10 protein-coding genes and 2 pseudogenes are annotated in these 23,882 nt (G+C 65.6%); 5 read left to right on the top strand and 7 right to left on the bottom strand.

Going from position 1 to position 23,882, the window contains the following annotated elements:
* Positions 1-2: 2 nt before the first annotated feature.
* Positions 3-2,915: an MMPL/RND family transporter gene (locus BVC93_RS33265; RefSeq protein WP_236950117.1), complete on the top strand. Its 2,913-nt coding sequence runs from the start codon at positions 3-5 to the stop codon at positions 2,913-2,915.
* Between the two features lie 7 nt (positions 2,916-2,922).
* Here BVC93_RS33265 and BVC93_RS25445 read toward each other — a convergent pair whose 3' ends face one another.
* From BVC93_RS25445 to BVC93_RS25420, 5 genes and pseudogenes are all read right to left on the bottom strand, one after another.
* Positions 2,923-9,189 carry a beta-ketoacyl synthase N-terminal-like domain-containing protein gene (locus tag BVC93_RS25445; protein WP_083739867.1) on the bottom strand — a complete coding sequence of 2,089 codons (6,267 nt, stop codon included), beginning with the start codon at positions 9,187-9,189 and terminating at the stop codon, positions 2,923-2,925.
* Positions 9,186-11,477 (bottom strand): SDR family NAD(P)-dependent oxidoreductase, encoded by a 2,292-nt coding sequence (locus BVC93_RS25440; RefSeq protein ID WP_236950116.1) that lies wholly within the window; start codon positions 11,475-11,477, stop codon positions 9,186-9,188. Before BVC93_RS25440 ends, BVC93_RS25445 begins: the two co-directional genes overlap by 4 nt.
* A 116-nt stretch (positions 11,478-11,593) precedes the next feature.
* Positions 11,594-11,881 (bottom strand): annotated as a pseudogene (locus tag BVC93_RS34830) (phosphopantetheine-binding protein); the annotation flags it as partial.
* 92 nt (positions 11,882-11,973) lie between these two features.
* Positions 11,974-15,807: a type I polyketide synthase gene (locus BVC93_RS25425; protein WP_192860102.1), complete on the bottom strand. Its 3,834-nt coding sequence runs from the start codon at positions 15,805-15,807 to the stop codon at positions 11,974-11,976.
* 31 nt (positions 15,808-15,838) lie between these two features.
* Entirely contained in the window at positions 15,839-17,431 is a 1,593-nt protein-coding gene (locus tag BVC93_RS25420; protein WP_236950115.1) for a PfaD family polyunsaturated fatty acid/polyketide biosynthesis protein, read from the bottom strand.
* Positions 17,432-18,130: 699 nt separating this feature from the next.
* Between BVC93_RS25420 and BVC93_RS25415 the strand changes: the two genes are divergently transcribed.
* Genes BVC93_RS25415 through BVC93_RS25400 form a run of 4 tightly spaced genes read left to right on the top strand, consistent with a single transcriptional unit; the run spans position 18,131 to position 23,033 of the window.
* Positions 18,131-19,699 carry a hypothetical protein gene (locus BVC93_RS25415; protein WP_157517073.1) on the top strand — a complete coding sequence of 523 codons (1,569 nt, stop codon included), beginning with the start codon at positions 18,131-18,133 and terminating at the stop codon, positions 19,697-19,699.
* Between the two features lie 11 nt (positions 19,700-19,710).
* Entirely contained in the window at positions 19,711-20,580 is an 870-nt protein-coding gene (gene rfbA, locus BVC93_RS25410; RefSeq protein ID WP_083741326.1) for a glucose-1-phosphate thymidylyltransferase RfbA, read from the top strand.
* The gene (gene rfbB, locus BVC93_RS25405; RefSeq protein ID WP_083739862.1) at positions 20,580-21,578 is read left to right on the top strand and encodes a dTDP-glucose 4,6-dehydratase; all 999 of its coding nucleotides are present in this window, start codon (positions 20,580-20,582) and stop codon (positions 21,576-21,578) included. The genes rfbA and rfbB overlap by 1 nt, the downstream gene beginning before the upstream one ends.
* Positions 21,579-21,596: 18 nt before the next feature.
* Positions 21,597-23,033 (top strand): sugar nucleotide-binding protein, encoded by a 1,437-nt coding sequence (locus BVC93_RS25400; protein WP_083739861.1) that lies wholly within the window; start codon positions 21,597-21,599, stop codon positions 23,031-23,033.
* Here the strand turns inward: BVC93_RS25400 and BVC93_RS25395 are convergent.
* Positions 22,991-23,299, bottom strand: coding sequence for a hypothetical protein (locus BVC93_RS25395; protein WP_083739860.1), 309 nt, complete (start codon positions 23,297-23,299; stop codon positions 22,991-22,993). The two genes, BVC93_RS25400 and BVC93_RS25395, sit on opposite strands and share 43 nt — an antisense overlap.
* Before the next feature lie 92 nt (positions 23,300-23,391).
* Positions 23,392-23,594 (bottom strand): annotated as a pseudogene (locus BVC93_RS34180) (glyoxalase/bleomycin resistance/dioxygenase family protein); the annotation flags it as partial.
* Positions 23,595-23,882 lie beyond the last annotated feature (288 nt).

Raw genomic sequence — 23,882 nt, 5'->3', positions numbered from 1 at the left:
TGGTGAGTGTCGAGACCAGGACAGGCAAGCGCCCACGTGTGGCGCGAACTGTCCGCGCGTTGGCGCCCCTCATCATCGTCGCCTGGGCGGCGCTGACCCTGTTGTTGACGTTTGCGATTCCGTCACTCGAACAGGTGAGCCGCGAGCAGTCGGTGCCCATGAGCCCGAAAGATGCGCCGTCGGTCCAGGCCATGACGCGGATGGGTGCGGTCTTCGGCGAATCCAGCTCCGACAGCATGGCGATGATTGTGCTCGAGGGGCAACAACCTCTCGGTGACGACGATCGTGCGTACTACGACCAGGTGGTTCGAGACCTCAAGGCTGATTCCCGGCATGTCGAGCATGTCCAGGATCTGTGGGGGGACCGCCTGACCGCCGCCGGCGCGCAGAGCCCGGACGGCAAGGCCGTCTACGTCCAGCTGAATCTCGTCGGCGACAACGGCACCACCATCGGCCAACAGTCCGCAGAAGCGGTGCGGGACATCGTGAACCGCATTCCGCCACCGCCGGGCGTCAAGACCTATGTCACCGGTCCCGGCGCTCTCGTCGGCGATATGCAGCACAGCGGCGAACGATCCATCCTGAAGATGACCCTGATCGGCGCCGTGATCATCTTCGTCGTCTTGATGATCGTCTATCGTTCGGTGATCACCGTGGTGGTGCTGTTGATGACCGTGGGTATCGAGCTGTTCGCCGCCCGCGGATTCGTCGCCTTCCTCGGCCACCACGATCTCGTCCTGTTGTCCACGTTCGCGGTAAATCTTCTTGTCGCGCTGGCCATGGCTGCCGGGACCGACTACGGCATCTTCTTCTTCGGCAGATACCAGGAAGCCCGTCAGTCCGGTGAGGACCCGGAGACGGCGTACTACACCACTTACCGGAGTGTGGCCCCCGTGGTGCTGGGCTCCGGGCTCACCATCGCCGGGGCACTGTTGTGCTTGAGCTTCACCCGGATGCCGATCTTTCAGACCATCGGGGTGCCATGCGCGGTGGGCATGCTGGTGGCGGTTGTGGTGGCACTCAGCCTGGTACCGGCGGTGCTGACCCTCGGCGGCCGATTCCGCCTCTTCGACCCCACCCGCCGAATCGGGATGCGCCGGTGGCGACGCATCGGCACTGCCATAGTCCGTTGGCCCGGACCGATTTTCGCTGCGACGCTGGCGGTGACCTTGATGGGGCTGGTGGCCCTGCCGGGTTACCGGACCAGTTTCGACGACCGACGCTACATCCCCGACGAGGTTCCGGCCAATCAGGGGTATGCGGCGGCGGACCGGCATTTCTCCCAGGCCCGGATGATGCCCGACATCCTGATGATCGAGACCGGGCACGACATGCGCAATCCCGAAGACTTCATCGTGTTGCACAAACTCGCCAAGGCGATCTTCCGGGTGCCCGGGGTGTCACGGGTACAGGGCATCACCCGGCCCGAGGGGACACCGATCGAACACACCTCCATCCCGTTCATGATCAGCATGCAGAACGCCGGTCAGCAACAGATGATGGAGCACATGCGCAAGCGGGTCGACGACCTGCTCGCCCAAGCCGACTTGATCGGCAGACAGGTTGCGATCACGAAGCGGATGTACGACATCCAGCGCGAGGTCACCGAACTGACCCACAACTCGATCAACGGCACCAAAGACATGACCGCGATTCTGAAGGACCTGCGCGACAACGTCGCCACCTTCGACGACTTCTTTCGGCCACTGCGCAACTACCTCTACTGGGAACCACACTGTTTCAACATCCCCATCTGCTGGTCACTGCGCAGCATCTTCGACTCCATCGACGGCGTGGACGTCCTGACGGCCAAGATGGACGAACTGGTGGTCGAACTGGACAAGATGGACCAGCTGCTGCCGCAGCTGCTCGACGTGATGCCGAAGCTCATCGACAACATGGAATCGATGCACCGGATGATGCTGACCATGCACAGCACCATGGCCGGGATCTTCGAGGTGATGAACGACTCCACCCAGGATTCCACCGCGATGGGCATGGCCTTCGACGAGGCGAAGAACGACGATTCGTTCTACCTGCCGCCGGAAGTCTTCCAGAACCCGGATTTCCAGAAGGCCATGGCTTCCTTCCTCTCCCCCGACGGCAAGGCTGCCCGATTCATCATCTCCCACAAGGGGGATCCCGGTTCTCCCGAGGCACTGGCACGGATCGACGAGATCAAGACGGCCGCCGAGGAGGCACTGAAGACCACCCCGCTGCGCGACGCCGAGGTCTACATCGCCGGCAGCGCTTCGACGTTCAAGGATCTGCAAGACGGTTCCAAGTGGGACCTGTGGATTGCCGCCGTCAGTGCTCTGTGCCTGATCTTCCTGATCATGCTGTTCATCACCAGGAGCTTCATCGCGGCTCTGGTGATCGTGGGCACGGTCGCACTTTCATTGGGCTCGTCGTTCGGTCTGTCCGTGCTGATCTGGCAGCACATCCTCGGTATCAACCTGCACTGGATGGTGTTGCCGATGGCGGTGATCGTCCTGCTGGGTGTGGGGTCGGACTACAACCTGTTGCTGGTCTCCCGCATGAAGGAGGAGGTCGCAGCGGGCATCAACACCGGCATCATCCGGGCCATAGGTGGTACCGGCAAGGTGGTGACCAACGCGGGTCTGGTGTTCGCATTCACCATGGCCGCCATGGTGTTCAGTGATTTGCGGATCATCGGCCAGGTGGGTACCACCATCGGGATCGGGCTGCTGTTCGACACCCTGGTGGTCCGGGCGTTTCTCACCCCGTCCATTGCGGCGCTGCTGGGCAGGTGGTTCTGGTGGCCGCAGCTGGTTCGACCGCGGCCCGCCAGCCAGATGCTGCGACCGGTGGGGCCGAGGCCGGTGGTGCGCGAGCTGTTGCTGCGCGACGCCCGCGACCCCGACACCATCGAGTTCGTCGGCCCCAAGGCCTGAGCCCGGATCACCCGAGGACGCGAACTCCCATTCCCGTGGTGTCGTAGATGCACAGGTCGTCGACCCAGAACGCGCCCTTGAACAGAATCAGCGTGCCGCGGTCATCGCTTGTGGTGGAAAGGATCTCGATCTCCGAGCGGGTCCGCCTGTTGGTGGGTACCACCTGACCGCGGAACCTCCAGTTGAACGACTGGCCCGCGGCCACCGGTTCGAACACCGATCCGTCACCGGCAAGTCCTGCCAGCCGCACCGTGGCGCGTGCGGCCTGCTGCATGGCCTCCAGCCCGAGCGAACCAGGTTGTACCGGGTCCTGGAAGAAATGCGCTTTGAAGAACCACGCTTCGGGATGGACGTCGTATTCGGCCACCAGCCGTCCCAGCCCGGCCTCTCCCCCACCTGGCCAGAATCCGAAGCGGTCGATCACCTGCAGGCGTCCCTGGGCCAGCCCGGGGACACCAGCGAGGTCGGCATAGTCCACCGTCACCGGCGCGGGATCTGAAAGAACCTGCAGAGCATCCGGTGTGACCCGCAACCCCACCTGGTTCTTCAGTGCCTCCGGGCTGAAGAACCCGAACGCCGTCTTCATCGTCATCACAACGTCGTCACCCTGGGTGCACACGACGTCGAAGAACACGATGGTCGACCCGCCGCCTTCGGCGAAGCGCGACAGACTGGAGGTCACCTTCAGCGTGCCGACACCCGCGGGCTTGTGCAGCACCACGTCGTTGCCGTCGAGATTGCGGAACACCACGTCGTCGGGGCGGTTGGCGGCAAATCCCATGTACGACGACAGCCACCCGCACGGTTGTAGCAGGATCTCGATCAACACCGACAGCGGTACAGCACCGCTGTTGCCGTCGGCGAAGTACCATTCGCCAACCGGGACATCGTATTCCGCGACCACCGTGCCGCCGGGCGTGGGAACCCCGGGCGGGCAGTCGATACTGAGGATCCGGGAGACGAAGTGGTACGGCTCATCGGGTAGCCGCGGTGCCCGCCGCGTGCCGTCGAACGGCGCATACAGGGCGCCGAAGGCATCCGACGGCTTGCCCCGTGCGCAAGCCAGCAGCGCGCCGTAGTCACCGCGGACATCCTTGCCGTTGGCCAGCGCCCGCGCCGGGCCGGGCGCTTCCGGCATCGGCCAGTCCGGCACCAGGCGCATCCCGAATCGGCGGCAGTGGAAGACCTTGAAACCGTCGCTGCGACACAGCAGCGCTGCGTACACGGTGGGCGTCGGCCCGTCGATGATCTCCTCGATGAACACCTCGTAGTCCAGGTGGTGGTCCCAGTCCGGGATCACCTGTCCGCGACACACGAAGCGCGCCAACTCGTCCGGTACCGGCTCGAAGCGCCAGCCGTCACGTTCGATGGTGAAACCGTAGGCAGCCATCGCAAACGACAGGGCCTGCGTGGCGGCATCAGCCATCAAGGTGCCCGGCATGCAGGGGTCGTTCTTGAAGTGCCCGTCGTAGAACCAGGCGTCGGTCGGGACTTCCGAAGTGGCGCGCAGATACCCACGCCCCCACGGTCCGCCCACTGGATCGAATTCGGCGACCTCGTCGAACAGCCGTAACCGGCCACCTGCAGTCGCCGGCGTGCGTGTGTGCGCCGCCGCCCGTTCGAACCCGGCACCGAAACAGGCGTATGCATGGCCATCGACGAACGCGTCGAGATCGGCGCGGTCAAATGATGTCTTCGTCGTCACACAGGGTGGCTCGTCCCGCCGCGCGCCCTCCATGGGGGCGTCGGCCGCAGCCTCCCACAGCACACCATCGGACTGGGCGAGTTCGTCATCGGAGAAGAACCCGGCCTGACCGTTGCGCACCGAAATCATCAACCGGTCACCGATATAGCAGTCGTAGTGGAAGAAGAACAACCGCGTGTCACCGGTTTTGGCGTGCCCGTCGATGTGGATGTCGTAGCGCAGCGTGTCACCGGCACGCGGGAGCTCACCCATGAACGTCAGGTCGCAGCCGAGCAGGCGGTACACCCGCTCGCTGCGATTGGTGAAGTCAGCACCCAGCCAGGACGCCAACAGCAGATCGGCCTGGCCGGACTCGATCACCACCCCCGGCGCCATCCGACCGTTGTGCATGTACCAGGCGTCCGGGTCCACGTCGGTCTCGGTGACGATGCGGCCGGTGCCCATCGTGGCGGGTTCGCCCTCGATGCTCATCACCCGGTCTGCCAGCAGCAACGGCGGTTGAGGCATACGAACCAGCCGCGGGTAACGATCGAGTTCGGCGAACACCGGCCCGAAGACATCCGAGATGTTGCCGCCCGCCAGGATTTCCAGCTGAGCCCGCGACCACAACGGCTGCGGTGTCTCCTGTTGGACCGGTGGCATCGCAGGCGGCGGTGGCGGCGCGACTGGCTGCTGCACAACCGGCGCTAAGCTGGACACAGCAGCGGGCGCCGTGGTCCGGCGGCCGGTCGCCAGCGCCACCATCTCGGCCCGCATGCTCAAGAAGGCCGCGTGTGCCTGCGCCTGCCGCTCTACGTACGCCGCGTGGGCCTCACCTGCCGAGGCCACCAGGCTCAACGCGGCGGTCATCGTGTCGCTGACCGTCACAGGCACCCGAAGATCTTCGGGAACCACTGTGGCGCTGGGGAGTACGACCTCGGGTGCAGGTAGTACCAAGGGCATGGGGTGACCCGGTGCAGGCGGCATCGTCTGAACTGCTTCAGGGTCTGACGCCGGCATCGGTGCCTCTTCCTTCCTGGACGCCTCATGAACTGACACGATGTCCGGCCAGTGTGCAGGCAAGGTGATGGCATGGGTGCTCGTCGCTGCTGCCGGCTCGGCGAGCTCACGCAGCCGCGTCTCCACAGCCTCGGCGTCCACCGTCACCCCGTGCACCCACAATTTGGACACGGATTCGGTGAGTGCCCGAAGCCCGCGTCGTTCCTGGGCGTCCAGGGCCACCGCGACGTGGGGCCGGTCACCGAGAATCTTGGGCACGGCTCCGGTCAGGATGCCGCGCGGGCCGTGCTCGACGAACACCCGCACACCGTCCTGCCACGCCTGCAGGATGGTGGCGGGAAAATCGATGGGCTCGAGTGCCTGCCTCGTGATCGCCTCCGCTGCAGCGTCTCTGGTCGGCGTGTACGCGCGGTTGTGGGCGTTGCTGTAGAAGCGGACTCCGGGGACGTCGTGGGTCTCACGCCAGTGGATCCGCCGCCACGTGTCGGCGAAGGGAGCCATCGCACTGCAGTGGATCACCATGTCCAGTCCGAGTGGGATCGCCATCGCACCGTCGATCGTGTTGATCACCCGGCGGCACGCCGCCGGGTCACCACCGATCACACAGTCGTCGGGCGCCTGCACGATGGTCATGTAGGCACGAGGCTCGGCGGCCAGCGCAGCCTCCACCACCGCCCTGGGAGCGGTGATCCGCCAGCACTCCCACGGCGCCGGTCGATCGCCCAGGCCCCAGTCCGCCGCCGCCACCCGGCAGCCGCCGGTGAGCTGGTCGCCGTACATGCCCGACGCCTCGATCTCGGTCAGCATGTCCTCGAGGTCACGCCAGACCCCGAAGGCCAGCATGGCGTTGGTCTCCCCCGACGACAATCCGATGGCGGCCGTCGGAGACAGCCCCAGCACGGTGCGGGAGAACTCGGCGTGCGACTGACACACCACCGCGCACCCGGTCAGCTGGGCGCGCGGATCCAGCGTCGTCACATCGGCGCCGTACATCGCACGCGCCAGATCACCGACTCCGGACAGGCGCGCGGCCAGCGCGTCACCGATTTCCGGCCAGGCCAGCAGGAGGTCTCGTCCTGCACCCGGGTAGGCCGCGGCGGCACCGGTGAACGTGAACGCCAGCTCACCGGGGACAGGACCGTCAGCGAACGCCACCCCGGGGCCCGCAGGGACCTGGCCCGCATTCAGTCGCTGCACTGACGCACGTCGAACCGTGTCCAGGGCCGACGGGTTGTCGGCCACCAAAGCGCAACGGACGGGGCCGTTTCCGCCTGTTTCACCGCGTTCCATCCGGTGGCGCAGGTCTTCGCGACTGTCACCGGCGTAGCGTTCGGACACCGGTATCACGCCGGCGGCCAGTGGTTCGGGAGGTCCGGCCACAGCGGATACCGCGATGCCGTCGGTGTGTCCGCTGATCGACTCCATCACCACACCCGAACGGGTGCCGCCCGGCGCTGGTTGCGCACCGCCGCGGTCCACTCGGACGCGCGATTGCACTGCCAGAGCCCTGACCGCCACTTCCACTGCCGCACTCGCCGCATGAGTGTGACCGAAACGCTGCGCCGCGATGTTGGGTTCCGCAGCGCTGTGGTCGGTGTCCAACACCGCGATGATCGGCTCACCGGCGGCTTCGGCGTCGCGGCGGCGTTTGAGGACAAACGCCACCGCAGCGTCACCAGGAACAGACCCGATGTCGAGCGCTTCTGCGGCGTGCTGATGCGCCGGCTCGCAACACATGTCGACCGCACCGGCCACCACTGCGTCGAGCTCTCCGCTGCGCAGGGCTCGCGCGGCGAGACGCAAGGCGGTGAGTGCGGACAACTCCTCACTGGAGACGGTGAAGCCGAACCCACGGAAGTCGCGTTGGGCGTGGATCCGGTTGGCCGGGATGTTCGGCATCGTGCCCACCACCCCGTCGGCGGTCAACTGCGGGGCCGACTCGGCGTTGACGGACAGCCACTGATCATCATCGGAGTGCAGCACCCGCAGCCGCTGTCGGGCGATGGTGGCGTCACAGCCCATACCGACTATCACCCCGGTGCGATCCGGGTCAGTCACGACATGCTCGAGGGCCTGCCCCGCAGCCGCGAGCATCGCGGTCTGTTGGCTGAGACTGGCTTTCAACTCGTTGGGTGGGAAGCCCAGCCCGGCGAGCTCGAGTGCCACGGTGTGCATCGGCGTCACCGGGTTGGGTGGGCCGAGCGCGCGACGCCGGAATGCGCTGGCATCATCGGTCTCACCGGTGAGGACCCCCAGACCGCAGATCACGATGTCACCGGCGGGACGAGACGGCGTCCGGGCCGGCTGTCGCGTCGGGACGTAGCTCTCCACGATGAGGTGAGCGTTGTTGCCACCGAACCCGAAGTTGCTGACTGCCGCGCGTTTGAGCGTGCTGTCCCAGGACGAGGACTCGGTGACCAACGAAAACGGGGTGTCGCCGAGTGCGTCGATCGGCCTGTCGCACAGTGCTGGTGGTATCCCACCGGCCTGCATGGCGGACAGGACATTGATCAGGCTGGCCGCGCCGGAGACGGTGATGGTGTGTCCGAGATTGCCTTTCAACGCGCCCAGTTTCAGCGGCACGTCGCCGTAGGCGGACAGGATGCTCTCCAGTTCGGTCGCATCGCCAAGCGGCGTGCCGGTGGCGTGACAGTCCACATAGTCGATGTCGGACGGGTTGAGCCCGGCCTGCGCCAGTGCCGCCGACATCGCCCTGGTCTGACCCGAGACGGCGGGTGCCAGAAAGCCACTCTGCCTGCCGTCGTTGGACAGCCCGATACCGGTGATCACCCCGAGGATGTGGTCACCGCGTCGCTGGGCGTCCTCGAGTCGGCGCAACGCCACCAGTGCAGCGCCGGCAGAGGGCACCAGACCGTCGGCTTCGACGTGGAACGGGCGCGAACGCCCCGTTGGGCTCAGTGCCTGCAGTGAGGTGAAGCCCAGATGCAGGAACAGGTCGTCGGCGCCGTTCACGCCGCCGGCCAGCATCACGTCGGCCTCACCGTCGTGCAGGGCATCGCAGGCGAGCTTGATGGCGTACAGCGACGACGCGCAGGCGGCATCCAGCGCGAAAGCCGGCCCGGTCATCCGCATGGCCGAGGCCACCAGTTGAATCGGAAGGCCGGAGTTGAACCGGTTGCGGGGGTCGACGTCACTCCGGTTGTTCCACACGCCTTCCACGAACTCGGTGTTCGACGTGCTGGGGTAGGAGAGGTTGCCGACGATCAGCCCGGTCCGCGGATCGGCAGCAGTGCCGTCGAGCGCCCGCTGGGCGCAGTGGGCGAGCCAGTGGACAATGGGGTCCAGATCCGCGAAACCCGGTATGGGTAGCACTGTTTGGGACAGATCGAACGCCGGGTCGACGTAGCCGCCGGTGGCAGACGCGACACGAAGGCCGGTCTTGCGGCTGGCCTGCAACGTTGCGGGGTCAACGCCTCGCCAGTGTTCGCGTGGCGTGGGCGTCAGCAGGCTGCGCCTGTTCAACGTCGCATGGAACAACTCGTCCGGTGTGCTGGCACCGGGCAGGATGCAGCTGCGCCCGACGATGGCGACGGGCTCGAAATCACTCACGCCGGGGTGTCCGCACCAGCGCCGGCGACATAGAACTCGACGCCGGCGAGTTCGGCCACCAACTCGCCGTCGGTGGTGTCCAGCACGATGTCGAAGTCGACCTGTTTGTCGCTGACTCGATGAGCGGCCAGTCGGCAGCGCAGGCTGCCCGCTCCGGCCGGGCGGTGCAGCACCGCACGTCGGATGCGCACCGGGAGCACCAGGGGGTGACCGTGCGTGCTTGCCCAGAGAATGCCCAGCTGGAGCCCACCATCCACGCCGGCCGGATCGATGGCCCAATTGTCCTGTGGCCAACCGAGTTCACCGAGACTGCGGACGGTTGCGGTGCCACCGCCGTCGCCCACCGCACCGAGATCCTTGATGGCGGCGAACCGGGGCCCGTGGAAGAGCGGACCGGAGTAGGCGTCGGCCACGCTCATCGGCCAGGGGGCACCCGTAACCTCCGGCACGAACAGGCGCGGGGACGTGGCCGGTCCGCTGTCGGGTGACAGCACGGCGCGGTAGCGTCTGCGCCCCTCACCGTCGAGGACGCTGACGGCATAGGACGCGCCCGTGGGTTCGAAATCGAGTGTGAGTTCCTGCTTCTCACGTTCAGCGAAGGTGACGCCGGACAGCACCTGGAAGTCCTGCACCACACACCGTTCTCCGGCGAGCAGGCCCTCGGCGGCCCGCAACATGGCGTCCAGGACAATGACCACGGGCACCACCACGCGGCCACGAACCTGGTGATCGGCGAGAATGGGCAGAATCTCGGTGGAGACGTCCCAATCCAGGCGTGCCGTTCGCAGCCGGGGTTGCGCCGGCGCCGCCACCACCACGGCGGTGACCGGTGAGCGACGCAGAGCGTGGTCGGCGAAGAACTGAGCACCGTCGTCGAGTGGGATGACCCCGACCCCGGAGTCCAGGAAGCGACTCTTGAGAGTGGCATCGACCATGCCACCGTCCCAGGGGCCCCACCCGAAGGCACGGACCACACACTCGTTGCCGCGCTTGACGGCTTCGCGAGCGGCGATGGCTTCCAGTGCTGCGTTGGCCGCGGCGTAGGCGCACTGGCCCGGATTGCCTGCCCGGGCCGCGATGGACGAGAACAACGAGATGAAGCGCAGGTTGTCCGAGGCGGTTTCGTCCAGTAGTGCTTCAGCGCCGATCACCTTGGTGCTGAACACGGTGGTGAATTGGTGATCGTCGAGGTCTTCAAGACGCTTGTCGGCAAGCACGCCCGCACCGTGCACCACGCCGACGATGGGGCCCATGGTGTGGCGCACCCGGTCCAGTACGCGTCCCAGTTCCGCCCGGTCGGCGATATCGGCGGCAAAGTAGCTCGCGGAGGTCCCCTGGTGTTGGGCCGCGGCCAGAGTGCGTCGAACTTCTCTCTCCGCCAGCAGTTGTGCCGCCTGCGCCCGCGCCTCGGGCAGCGTGAGGTTCTCTCCCCTGGATCGAGCTGATGCGGCCAGTGTGGTGGCGATCTCGGTGACGGTGTTCCCCGTTGAGTCCTGGGCTGTCTGTTCACGAAGCGGGGTGCGGCCCAGCAGGGCCAGCCGCAGGCCGTGGCGTTTGGCCAACGCGAGTGCCGAATGAGCCGTGACACCACGTGCGCCGCCGGTCACCACGACAACGCCGCCCTCGGCGACACTGATGGTCTCCCCCATGGATGACATGTCGGTGTCGTCAACCGCGACCAACCGGGTGCCGTCGTCACGCAGCGCGACCTCGACACCGCTGCCCCCCGCGAGCAACTCGGCTGCCAGCCGGTGAGCGTCCGGGGTTTCCATGTCGATCGCCCGGACCGAACCGTTGGGCCATTCCCACGCGGCGGTTTTGGCCAGGGCGGCGACACCCACCGGCACATCGGATTCGGCGAACCGGCCGCCGGTGGACTGCACGGTGACGAACAACCGTGAATGTGCGGTGCTCCTGGCGACGCTGCGGGCCGCGTGGAAGGCACGCAGATGCATGTCCACACCGTCTTGGGCCGAGGCCACCGGGCCCAGCGCGGCGAGGCTGATGACGGCACTCGCATGCTCGGGCACCGTATCGACGACGCGGGCCTTGATCTCGTGGGAGGCCATCACCTGTTCCAGCGACGCGGCGAACGCGGGGTCCTCGCGGGTGATGAACACCTCACCGTCGCGTAGTCCGGCCATGGCGAATCCGCTCGGCGGAACGCTGCGGAATTCGACCTGGGTACTGCGCAGCCCGCCGGGTGGGGGCGAGTCCCCCAACTCCTGCTCTGAGGCAAAGGTTTCCGACTCCTCGACCGACCCGAGGCCACCGACGGTGTCGACCACGTCCTGCAGCGTGCGCAACCGCGCCAACTCCGACGCCGCAACCTCCGGCGCCCCGGGAACCGCCCCTGCAACGCCGCCAAGATCTCCACCTGCTTGATCGAATCGATCCCCAGCTCAGCCTCCATCTCCATATCCAGCCCCAACATCTGCACCGGATACCCCGTCTTCTCAGACACGATGGACAACACCACATCACCAACCGACTCAGCCACCACCGGCGCAGTCACACCAACCACGCCACCAGAACCGAACTCCGCCAACGAATCGACCACATCCTGCAACGTGCGCAACCGCGCCAACTCCGACGCCGCAACCTCCGGCGCCCCCGGGAACCGCCCCTGCAACGCCGCCAAGATCTCCACCTGCTTGATCGAATCGATCCCCAGCTCAGCCTCCATCTCCATATCCAGCCCCAACATCTGCACCGGATACCCCGTCTTCTCAGACACGATGGACAACACCACATCACCAACCGACTCAGCCACCACCGGCGCAGTCACACCAACCACGCCACCAGAACCGAACTCCGCCAACGAATCGACCACATCCTGCAACGTGCGCAACCGCGCCAACTCCGACGCCGCAACCTCCGGCGCCCCGGGAACCGCCCCTGCAACGCCGCCAAGATCTCCACCTGCTTGATCGAATCGATCCCCAGCTCAGCCTCCATCTCCATATCCAGCCCCAACATCTGCACCGGATACCCCGTCTTCTCAGACACGATGGACAACACCACATCACCAACCGACTCAGCCACCACCGGCGCAGTCACACCAACCACGCCACCAGAACCGAACTCCGCCAACGAATCGACCACATCCTGCAACGTGCGCAACCGCGCCAACTCCGACGCCGCAACCTCCGGCGCCCCCGGGAACCGCCCCTGCAACGCCGCCAAGATCTCCACCTGCTTGATCGAATCGATCCCCAGCTCAGCCTCCATCTCCATATCCAGCCCCAACATCTGCACCGGATACCCCGTCTTCTCAGACACGATGGACAACACCACATCACCAACCGACTCAGCCACCACCGGCGCAGTCACGGGCTCCGGGGCTAGCGGCGGCACCACCGGCACGACAGGAGCACTTGCAGTCGGCGCTGGGACAGCTTCGGGAACACCAGTTTTCGCCGGTGTCGGTGGCAGTGACACGGCGGTGGTCGAGACGGCGCCGGGTGTGCGGTCCCCGACTATCTCGGCCATCATCTGTGCGGCCATACCCAGGAACGCCTGATGACTCTGGGTCACCACGTCCAGATAGCGTTGATGCTGATCAGCGGTTTCCTTCTGGATGCGGTCGATCACGCTCCATGCGTCCGTGGACAGCGGTGCCTGCGCGGCGACGGTGACCGCCGGCTGCACGGCGGTTGTGGGCTCGGCGGTTTCGACCAACGGCGGAGCGTCCATCCGCTGGAGCACCGCAACCGGTTGGGGTACCTGGGCAACCGGGGGCGAAGTCACAGCCGGCGGCGGCGTTGCGCGCTCCTTCACCCGGGCGCGTTTGGGTGTGATCACGACTTTGCCGTCCACCGGCGGATAGGGCTTGCCAAGGTTTGCTCCTCCCACCCTGACGGCATGTGCCGCAGGCGGTTCGTACTTGTCGGGGGTGTCATAAGACTGGAAGAGGGCGACGAGGTCCAGTGCCACGCCGTCGGCAACCAGGGCAGCCAGGCCGCGATGCCAGCCCAGCAGTCCGTGGGCCTTCGGATCGTCCAGGGCCACAGCCGTATGTGGTGTGCCGGCGAGGATCTGTCCCACCAGCCGGGTCAGCACCCGACCCGGGCCGACTTCGATGAAGCGGGTGACGCCGTCGTGGGCCATCGTCTCGATCATCTCGCGGAACCGAACGGACTGTCGGACCTGGTCGCCGAGTTGGCCTGCCACCGAGTCGCCGTAGATTTGGGCGGTGGCGTTCGAATAGACCGGGAAGCGGGCCTGACCCAGGTCGAGAGTGTTGAGGTACGCGGTCAACGGCGCCGAGCTGGCCGCCACTATCGGCGAGTGGAACGCCGATGCCACTGGGAGCCGGACGGTGGTCAGTCCCGCCGCTTTGGCCGCGGCCTCCACCCAGCCGATATCGGACTGGTATCCCGCGACCACCACCTGAGTGGGCGCATTGTCATTGGCGATGACCAGGGTGCCGACGTCTTGTGGCTTCGAATCGAGCAGCGCCCGAACAGCTTCGGCGCCGGCGGTGACGGCCAGCATGGCGCCGTCCTGTCCGCGGCCGGCCTCGGCCATCAGCACACCGCGGGTGCGGGCCGTCTCGACCAGCCGCTCGACAGGTAGAACACCTGCGGCGGCCAGCGCGGTCACCTCACCGAAACTGTGGCCGGCGGCGGCATCCGCGGTGACACCAAGTGAGGCCAGCAGTGCCAGTTGAGACAGACTTGCTGTGGCAATGGCGGGTTGGGCATTCTCCATCGCTGTGAGAGTGGCCTTCTGTGCGTCCGCTTCGGCCGTGTCGAAAGCCGGCTCGGGAAACACCACCCGGTGAAGATCGGCGAGGTCGCCGTCGAGCGCATCCCAGGCGCGCAGCGCCTCGGGGAATGCCAGCGCGAGGTCGGCGCCCATACCGACATACTGGCTGCCCTGACCGGGGAACAGAAAGGCTGTCTTTCCGTCCCGGACCGGCCCTACACCGACAGCGATGTTGGGATCCTTGAGCTGGGCGGCGGTACCCTGCGCCAGCGCGGTCCCCAGGCGATCGGCAAGAGTACCCAGCTGTGCGACATCTGTGGCGACCAGGCCGGCTCGGGCTATCTGCGAGGCGTCGAACTCGTGGGCGCAGTCGTGGGCGATCCGGGCCAGGCTCTCGCCGCTGCGCGCCGCGGCGGCCACAGCCGCAACCTTCTGCTCCAGCTGCGCCCCGGACACCGCGCTCAACGCCACGAGTTCCGAGGGCAGTGTCCGCAATCGTTTGGCCCGCTGCGCGCCGCGGTACTCCTCCACCGTCACGTGGAAGTTACTGCCACCGAAACCAAAGGAGCTGACCGCTGCGCGCCGGGGCTGATCACCGGTGCGTACCCACGGGCGGGTCTGCGCGTTGACATAAAACGGGGTGCCGTCCAACCCGAGCGCGGGATTGGGACGATCGACTTTCAGGGTGCCTGGCAGCGTCGAATGTTGCAGTGCCAGAACGGCCTTGATGAGGCCAGCGGCACCAGCCGCCGCTTTGGTGTGGCCGATCTGGGACTTGACCGAGCCGAGGGCGCAGCGCGCCGACTCATCGGTGAACACACTTTTCAGACCCGCGAATTCGGCGACGTCACCCGCCTTGGTGGCGGTGCCGTGCGCTTCGACGAGTTCAACGGCGGAGGGCCCATAGCCGGCGCGTTCGTAGGCGCGCCGGAGCGCTTTGGCCTGGCCCTCCGAGCGGGGGGCGTACACGCTGGAGGCCCGGCCATCGGACGACGAGCCAAGGCCCCGGATGACAGCGTGGATCGGATCACCGTCACGCTCGGCGTCGTCGAGCCGTTTGAGGGCGAGCATGCCGACCCCCTCACCGATGATGGTGCCGTCGGCAGCATCGGAGAACGGCCTACAGTCACCCGAGGCAGAGAACGCCGGGGTTTTGGAGAAGCACATGAACATCATGACGTCGTTGAGGGCGTCGACTCCGCCGGTCAACACTAGATCCGACTCGTGTAGGTAGAGCCGGTGCAGTGCCGTCTGCAGCGCTGACAACGAGCTCGCGCACGCGGCGTCCACCACGAAGTTGCTACCACCCAGGTCCAGCCGGTTGGCCACCCGTCCGGCCACGACATTGCCGAGCAACCCGGGGAAGGTGCTCTCCTGCCACGTCGGATACTGATCGGCGATGTCTTGGCAGATCTCGTCGGCCTCGTCTTCGGTCAAACCGTTCTCCAACAGTGCCTTACGCCACACCGGGCGCTGCATGCGTGAGCCCATCTGAACCACCAGTTCGGTGGTGGACGCGACGCCGAGCACCACGTCAACCCTGTCGAGGTCTACCGCGGCTCCCCCGCGCATCGCCTCGTCGAGGACTTTCCTGGCGGCTATCAGGGCCAGTATCTGAGCCGAATCCGTGGACGGCAACGCCTTCGGTGGGAGACCGAATCGGACGGGGTCGAACAGCACCGGCTCGATGAAGCCGCCGCGTTTGCAGTAGGTCCGGTCCGGCGCCTTGGGATCTGGGTCGAAGTAATCCTCGATCAGCCAATGCGAAGGTGGCACCTCGCCGATCGCGTCGCGACCACCGGTGACGGTACGCCAATAGCCTTCGAGCCCAGGCTCTCCCGGATAGATGGCCGTCATTCCTATCACGGCGATCGGAGTGGTGAGCGAGTGCTGTTTCGAGTCGGTCATGGCACCTCTCATCGGCCGGACGAAGACGAGATCATCCGAGGGGACGTGGACGGAAGTCGAAGGCGGAGGCCGGTGTGGCGACACCGGCGGCACGCAGCTGCCCGGCGCGTGTCACTGCTGCGGCACCCTCTAGCAGGTTGAGCGCGATCTGGCGCACCGTGCGTGCTTCCACCGGTTCGAGGAACGTTCCCCGCACCCATTCGTTGAAAGCACCCATGGCCGGCCCACACCAGATCTGGTAGTCGGCGCGCCGTTCGGCGTGGCCGTCGCGCGCCCACTGGGAGCCCATGAACAGATACCAGCGGAACACCAGCGCCATACGATGCTTCGGATCGGCGTATGCGCGTTCGACCTGCTCCGGGTCGGACTCGGAGAAGAAAGATTCGGTCTCGGACCAGATCTCGTCCACGCCACGACCCAGCACCGACTTCTCGAGATTCTTCAGTTCGTCGGCGGGGGCTTCGTCGAACGACGAATAGCGCCGGTAGAAATCGCCCAGTCGCTGGCCTCGCTGAGCGAACATGGTGCCACGCTTGAGAACCTGCACCGTAACCCCCATCTCGAACATGTCCGAGGCGGGAGCCATTGCCACGTCGGTTGATTCGGCGAGGGCCAACAGGCTGCGAGCGTCGGCCGACAGCCCGCTCTCCACCGCCGACTGGTTCACCGACCCGGTGAGGACGTAGGCGGCACCCGCGGCAAACGCGGCCGCGACAGCGGCTGGCGTACCGATTCCACCCGCCGCACCCACTCTCGGCAGAACCGAGTATCGGTATTCGGCGGCGATCGAGTCACGCAGGCCGATGAGCCGCGGCAGAAGCACTGTCAGCGCTCGATTGTCCGTGTGTCCACCGGAATCCGCCTCGGCGGTGATGTCTTCGGCGATCGGGATGCCGGCAGCCAGCCGGGCTTCGTCTTCGGTGATGCGGCCTTCGGCGACCAGTGCCCGCAACATCGCTTGCGGAGCGGGCGAGAGGAAATGTCGGGCAACCTCATCACGAGACACCTTCGCGAAGATGCGCCCGGAACGCACTATCTGACCGCTTACATTGCAGCGCAGGCCTTTCACGGCATAGAGCACGATCGCCGGAGTCAATCGCATGAAAGCCGACGCCGAGACATAGCGAACGCCCAGGCGGTGGAAGAGGTCAACTGTGGCGAGTTCGAGACGCTGGTTGTGGACATTGTGGATCAGGTTGGCGCCCCAGCCCCCGGCGTCACGGCCGAGTGCCCCCTGAATCTCGCGCACTCCCGCCTCGATGGAACCGAGGTCCAGCCCGGCACTGCCGAAGAAGGCCATCACGCCGGCGCGCACACCTTCGACCGTCATCTGGGCGGTAGCGATGCCGCGCGCCATCTCCCCGATCACATAGGGGAAGCGCACGCGGTGGGTCGCGGTGAAGCCGCGCTCACCCAGCCATTCGGGATACACCGGAGGCAGTACCGCCAGCAGGTCCTGGCGCATGATCTCAGGCGTGAGTACCCCGGCTTCGTCCAATAGGACAGCCCGCGGCCCATGGACCGAACCGACCACTGCCACCGGCCTGCGAATCGCCCCGAGCGCCTCCAAGACGTCCGTCCGATTGAGCAATGCCGCTGAAGCGTCGTTTACATAATCAGACACCGTCAGAGCTCCCCGCACGATCGGCACTCTAACCGCAAAATTTACGCTGAGGTCGGTTTTGTGCGAGTCAACCGAAATCGGGCAACTGCCATGGGATGGCATTATTTGCTAGCTTCATGGTGTGACATCGTTAGGATACGTTTCTGGCAAACTCACTCAAGATGCTGTTCTACCGCTCAGCACTCGCGCAGCCCTGCTGCGCGCAGCGTCGCTTGCACATCAGGTCGTGAGGATTTCCACCATTGACTTAGCTACACGCCCCCATGCACTGCATCACCTCGGGCGGCTCATGCCCGAGGCGCAGTCGCCTCCGGCCGCGCAGCAGCCCTCGCAGGCCCCGGCGCCGCGGCGCCGCGGCGCTGGTTTCGGGGACGCGAGGCCAGCTCGAGGACGCGAGCGCCCAGATCTCGAGACCCACGAATCTGCCGGATCATCGTGGCCTGCGACAGCACCCCCAGTACCGTTCTGGATCAGCTTTATTCAGCATCCACTCACTGAAGCCCCGGCGGCGTCGGGCGGACTTTGCCGGCATCCTCGTCGAACTCGACCGTGCGAGAAGCGTTTCGGAAAACCACCCGGCGACGATGCCTCACCGCGTAGCATCCGGCATTCGGTATCACCCGCGGGGGAACAAGGATGTCGATGAATCCAGTTCGGGCTAGAAGATCTATCGCAGCAGTAATGGTCACAAGTGCACTTGTGGCAGCGCCGTTACACGTGGCGCCCACTGCCAGCGCCACGTGCTTCTCGATCTTCGGGATCGGCAACGGGAACGGCTGCACCAGCAACCTGACCAGCTATGCCATCGCGATAGGCGAAGGGGCGCAGGCTGATGCGACCACCGGCTACTTCAGCGGTGCGCTCGCCCTGGGCAACAGCGCCAGCGCTGCCGTGTCCGCCAGCCTGTTCACCTTCACCTCGGCTGTTGGCAACAGTGCGGCAGCCAATGCGCTGACCTCCTTCTTCAGCCTGGCCAGCCAGCTCGGTCAAGGCACTGCTTCCATGATCGGGACTCTCAGCCTCGCTTTGGGCATCAACGGCACCGGTCCACAAACCACCAGTGTCATCGGGGCCGGAAACCTTGCGCTGCAGTTGGGTCCGGGAGGTTCTGCGGCACTCGGTGGCCTGAACCTGGTTCTCGGCGTCGGCAACGGCACCGGTAGCCAGTACCCCGAGCCCAGCGGTACCAGTGGTGTGGCAAACCTCGTGGTGCAGCTGGGTCCGGGGATCGCCTCGGCGATCGGACTGCTCAATCTCGCGCTCGGCGTCTCACCCGGAGGCACTGGACAGCAATCAACCACAGCGGGCCTTCTGGGCGCGCTGGCTCTCAACCTGCTCGGCAACGGCACGGTGTTGGTGCAGAACTTCTTCGGGGGCGCCGTCAACTACCTCAGCGACAGCGTGGTTGAGGTGGCGGGCATCCTCGCCACAGCAGCGAACTTCCTGGGCAGCGGCAACCAGGTCATTGTCGAAGCCGGAACTTCATTGTTGTCAGCAGCTTTCAACCTCTTCGGCAGCAACAACACGGTGACCGCCACCGGACCGCTGGCCATAGCGCTGTCGTTCCTACAGAACGGCGCGACCGTACTGCAGTCGGGACCCGGCATCGCACTCGGGATCATCTTCTCTCCGGTGAGCAGCGCAGCGCAGGCGGCCTCACGGTCGTTGGGTACCGCGTCATCGTCCGCGGCGGCAGGCGATCTCCAGGCGACCCTCAACGCATTGGCACGGACACCCGGCGAAGTGGTCAATGCCTTTCTCTACGGTCACGATCCGGATGGCCCGGACGGCCCCGCCAATCCCTGGCCTGGGTTACTGACCATCCCGGAGGCCATCAAGAACGCGGTCGCCGCCCTCACCACCACAGCTGCCACACCGGAGAGCACCGAGCTGGTCGGCGACGACACACCCGTCGAGGCCGAGTCCACCACCACGGCGACAACCGACACCGAGGACACGACGCCGTCGACGCCGCTGAGCCTCACCACATCCTCCGACACCACAACCTCCGACAGCACGGACCCCGACGACAGCGACCCCGAACCGGTCACCGACACCGAGCCGGCGGACGACGAGACCACCGATGTCGACGCCGACACAGACACCGACGTTGAACCAGCCGAAGACGACACCGAATCTCCGACCGAGTCACCATCCGACGTCACGCAGACCAGCACCGAGGACTCCGGTGATGACACGGGCGACAACGGCAAGGACACATCGTCCGCCACATCCGAAAGCCAAGACACACAGGACAGTCCGCAGTGAACGACAGTGCCGTGAGGGGAATCATCCTCGCGGGTGGATCGGGAACCCGGCTGCATCCGATCACGCTCGGCGTGTCCAAGCAGTTGATCCCGGTCTACGACAAACCGATGATCTATTACCCGCTGTCAACGCTGATGCTGGCCGGCATCCGCGACATCCTGGTGATCACCACTCCCCATGACGCCGAGGGTTTTGAACGTCTGCTCGGTGACGGATCGCGGTTCGGAGTCTGCATCACGTTCGCCCAACAAGCGTCACCGGACGGACTGGCCCAGGCGTTCACAATCGGCGCCGAGTTCATCGGAGCCGACAAGGTGGCACTGGTGTTGGGTGACAACCTGCTGTACGGGCCCGGTCTGGGCACTCAGCTCAGCCGTTTCACCGATGTCGACGGTGGCGCGATCTTCGCCTACTGGGTGGCCGAACCGTCTGCCTACGGTGTGGTGGAGTTCGACTCCACCGGCATGGTGGTGTCGTTGGAGGAGAAGCCGAAGCAGCCCAAGAGCAACTACGCCGTCCCCGGACTGTATTTCTACGACAACGACGTGGTGTCCATTGCGCGGGATCTGAAGCCCAGTTCGCGAGGTGAGTATGAGATCACCGACATCAACAGAGCCTATCTGGAGCAGGGCCGTCTGCGGGTCGAGGTGCTGCCCCGCGGCACCGCCTGGTTGGACACCGGGACATTCGACCACATGACTGACGCCGCCGACTTCGTCCGCACCATGGAGCGCCGTACCGGTTTGAAGATCGGGGTACCCGAGGAAATCGGTTGGCGACAGGGGTTTCTCACCGACGACGAACTGTGTGACCGCGCGACCCAGCTGGTGAAGTCGGGCTACGGCAACTATCTGCTGGACCTGCTGGAGATGGGGCGCTAGTGGGCCGGCTGCTCGTCACCGGTGGCGCAGGATTCATCGGTTCCAACTTTGTCCACCATGTCACCGCCCATACCGACCATCAGGTCACCGTGCTGGATCGGCTGACCTATGCCGGCAACCGCGCATCCCTGGCCGGCCTGCCCGAAGATCGCGTGACCTTCGTCCACGGCGACATCGCCGACGCCGGCCTGGTCGACGTCCTGGTGGACGAAGCCGACGCGGTAGTGCACTACGCAGCCGAATCGCACAACGACAATTCATTGGCCTTTCCCGACCCGTTCCTGCATTCCAACGTCGTCGGGACGTTCACCCTGCTGGAAGCAGTTCGCCGTCACGACAAGCGGTTTCACCACGTCTCCACCGATGAGGTCTACGGCGACCTGGCACTGGACGATCCCACCAGGTTCACCGAGTCCAGCCCCTACAACCCGTCATCGCCGTACTCGTCGACCAAGGCCGGCAGCGATCTGCTGGTACGAGCGTGGACCAGGTCTTTCGGGGTGAAGGCGACGATCTCGAACTGCTCCAACAACTATGGCCCCTACCAGCATGTCGAGAAGTTCATCCCCCGTCAGATCACCAACGTGCTGCGGGGTATGCGCCCCAAGCTCTACGGCGAGGGTCGCAACGTGCGTGACTGGATCCACGCCGACGACCATTCATCGGCAGTGCTGTTGATCCTCGAGCAGGGACGCATCGGCGAGACCTACCTCATCGGCGCCAATGGGGAGAAGGACAACAAGACCGTGGTGGAGCTGATCCTCGCGTTGATGGGCCAGGATGTGTGCGCCTACGACCACGTGGCCGACCGCACCGGGCACGACCTGCGGTATGCCATCGACTCGACCAAACTGCATACCGAGTTGGGCTGGACGCCGCGCTATGGTGACTTCGAGCATGGTCTCGCCGCGACCATCGACTGGTATCGCACCCATGAGCAGTGGTGGGCGCCTGCTAAAGACACCACCGAGGCGTTCTACGCGCAGCTCGGCCAATAGTGGAGTGACGGAACAACGTTGACGAAGTACGGTAACGCCCTGGGCGCCACCAGCACGCCCATTCCAGGGTTGACGGTGTGGGAACTGCCGGTGCATGGTGACAGCCGCGGGTGGTTCAAGGAGAACTGGCAGCGTGCCAAGATGGTGGCTGCCGGCATGCCCGACTTCGGACCGGTGCAGAACAACGTCTCCTTCAACGATTCGGTGGGCACCACCCGCGGCGTTCATGCCGAGCCGTGGGACAAGTTCGTCTCGGTGGCCACCGGAAGGATCTTCGGCGCTTGGGTGGACCTGCGGGCCGGACCGACGTTCGGCACCGTCGTCACTGCCGAACTCGATCCCTCGCGTGCGGTGTTCGTGCCTCGCGGGGTGGGCAACTCTTTCCAGACGCTGGAACCCGGCACCGTCTTCACCTACCTGGTCAATGATCACTACTGCTCCGACGTCGACTATCCGTCGGTGCATCCGGGAGATCAGACACTGGGCATTTCCTGGCCGATCCCACTGGAGCGCGCGGAGCTTTCCGCCAAGGACCGTGCCCAACCGATGTTGGCCGACGTCACGCCAGTCCCGCCACGAAAGACGCTGGTGATAGGCGCTTCTGGCCAGTTGGGGCAGGCGCTGCGCACTACGTATGCCGATGCGGCCCATGTCGAATTCGCCAGTCGCGACGATCTGGACCTGACGTCGGGATCGGTGGAGTCGTCTCGACCGTGGCGCGACTACGACACCATCATCAACGCCTCGGCCTACACTGCCGTGGATGCCGCCGAGACACCCGACGGACGCACCGCTGCCTGGGCGGTCAATGTCACCGGCGTGGCCGCACTGGCGCGCATCGCCGCCGCCAACGGGATCACACTGGTGCATGTGTCCTCCGACTACGTTTTCGACGGCACCGCGGCACGGCCGTACCTCGAAAGCGATCCCGTATCACCACTCGGCGTGTACGGACAGACCAAGGCGGCGGGCGATCAGATCGTCGCCACCGTGGCGCGCCACTACGTCCTGCGCACGTCCTGGGTGGTGGGTGCGGGCCGCAACTTCGTACGGACCATGCTGACGCTGGCCGACCGCGGCATCGACCCCGCCGTCGTCGACGACCAGTTCGGACGGTTGACGTTCACCTCCGAGCTTGCGCGGGCCATTCGACACCTGACCGACACACAGGCGCCGTATGGGACTTACAACGTCACCGGATCTGGTCCAACGAACTCCTGGGCCGACATCGCGCGCCAGACGTTTGCGCTGGCCGGCCACGACCCGCAGCGCGTACGCGGGGTGTCGACAGCGCAGTACTTCGCCACGACCACAACTCCGGTGGCGCCGCGTCCCGCCAGCAGCACGCTCGACCTGGCGAAGATCAGCGCCACCGGCTTCACCCCGGCCGACGCCGGGGAGTCGCTGGCAGCCTACGTGCGTTCGGAGTCGGCGCTCACCTCGTTTAGTCGCTGATCTACCCGCGCCAGAGCTTCGTCGAAGATCTCCACCTTCTCGCCGCGTTTCTCATTGGCCGGCGCAGCCGAGCCACGGGCGCCTTCGGCCTCCACCCGCGCCGCACCCTGGCGGCGCAGCAGGCTGAAGTTCTTCTCCCGGGCCTGGCGCAGGCGGGTCTGCAGATCTTTCAACAGCTTCTCGTCCATGCGTGCCAGAGCGTCGGGATGACTCTCGGCAATCAACGCGGACTCCTGCGGGGTCAAGTTCACGTGGTGGGTGCTCACCCCCAGATTCCTATCGTGACCGCCCTATCTATGGGCGGCGAATCGCCGGGTGGTAGGCCGAACCGTGACGCCGTAGCCACGTGGTGTTCACCTCAGCAGCAGGATCCCCGACGCGCCGGGGTGGCACCGCAGTTTTCGGAGCTGGCCAAGACCGTGTACACCCCCACTGCTCGGTGAACATGCCCGCCTCGGCGGGTCGGGCAACCTCGGAGTGGACCGTTTTACTGGATTCCACTTCCACGCCGAGGTGGTTGAAGCGCCCACCTTGGTCTGGGTTCTCCACGAGAACCACCTCGGACAGTTACGCAAGGCCTGGCCTGGTGGAATCCGAGCGGCGCAGCGTGAACGTCCATCACCGCATCCGCCCCGAGGCCCTGCAGGTGTCGTGCGCCGCCTTGGATCTGAACTGCTGCACATGAATTCGCGCCTACCAGCCGAATCCTCGCTAAAACCGGTGAACTCCAAGAAATTTCACCGAACCACGCCGGGATCATTCAACGACGGAGGTTAGGAGCTGCGGGCGTGTATGGTCGTGGCATAGGGACCGCTCAGGTTCCCACATCGAAGGGGCCGCCATGGCCGA

The organism is Mycobacterium sp. MS1601, assembly GCF_001984215.1.
Lineage (GTDB): Bacteria > Actinomycetota > Actinomycetes > Mycobacteriales > Mycobacteriaceae > Mycobacterium.
The sequence above is the reverse complement of the archived record's forward strand: the minus strand, read 5'-3'. Positions and strand labels throughout refer to the sequence as shown.

Bases quoted from the DNA above. Each gene is read 5' to 3' on its own strand.
- BVC93_RS25425 (WP_192860102.1), bottom strand. From the start codon at position 15,807: ATGACCGACTCGAAACAGCACTCGCTCACCACTCCGATCGCCGTGATA.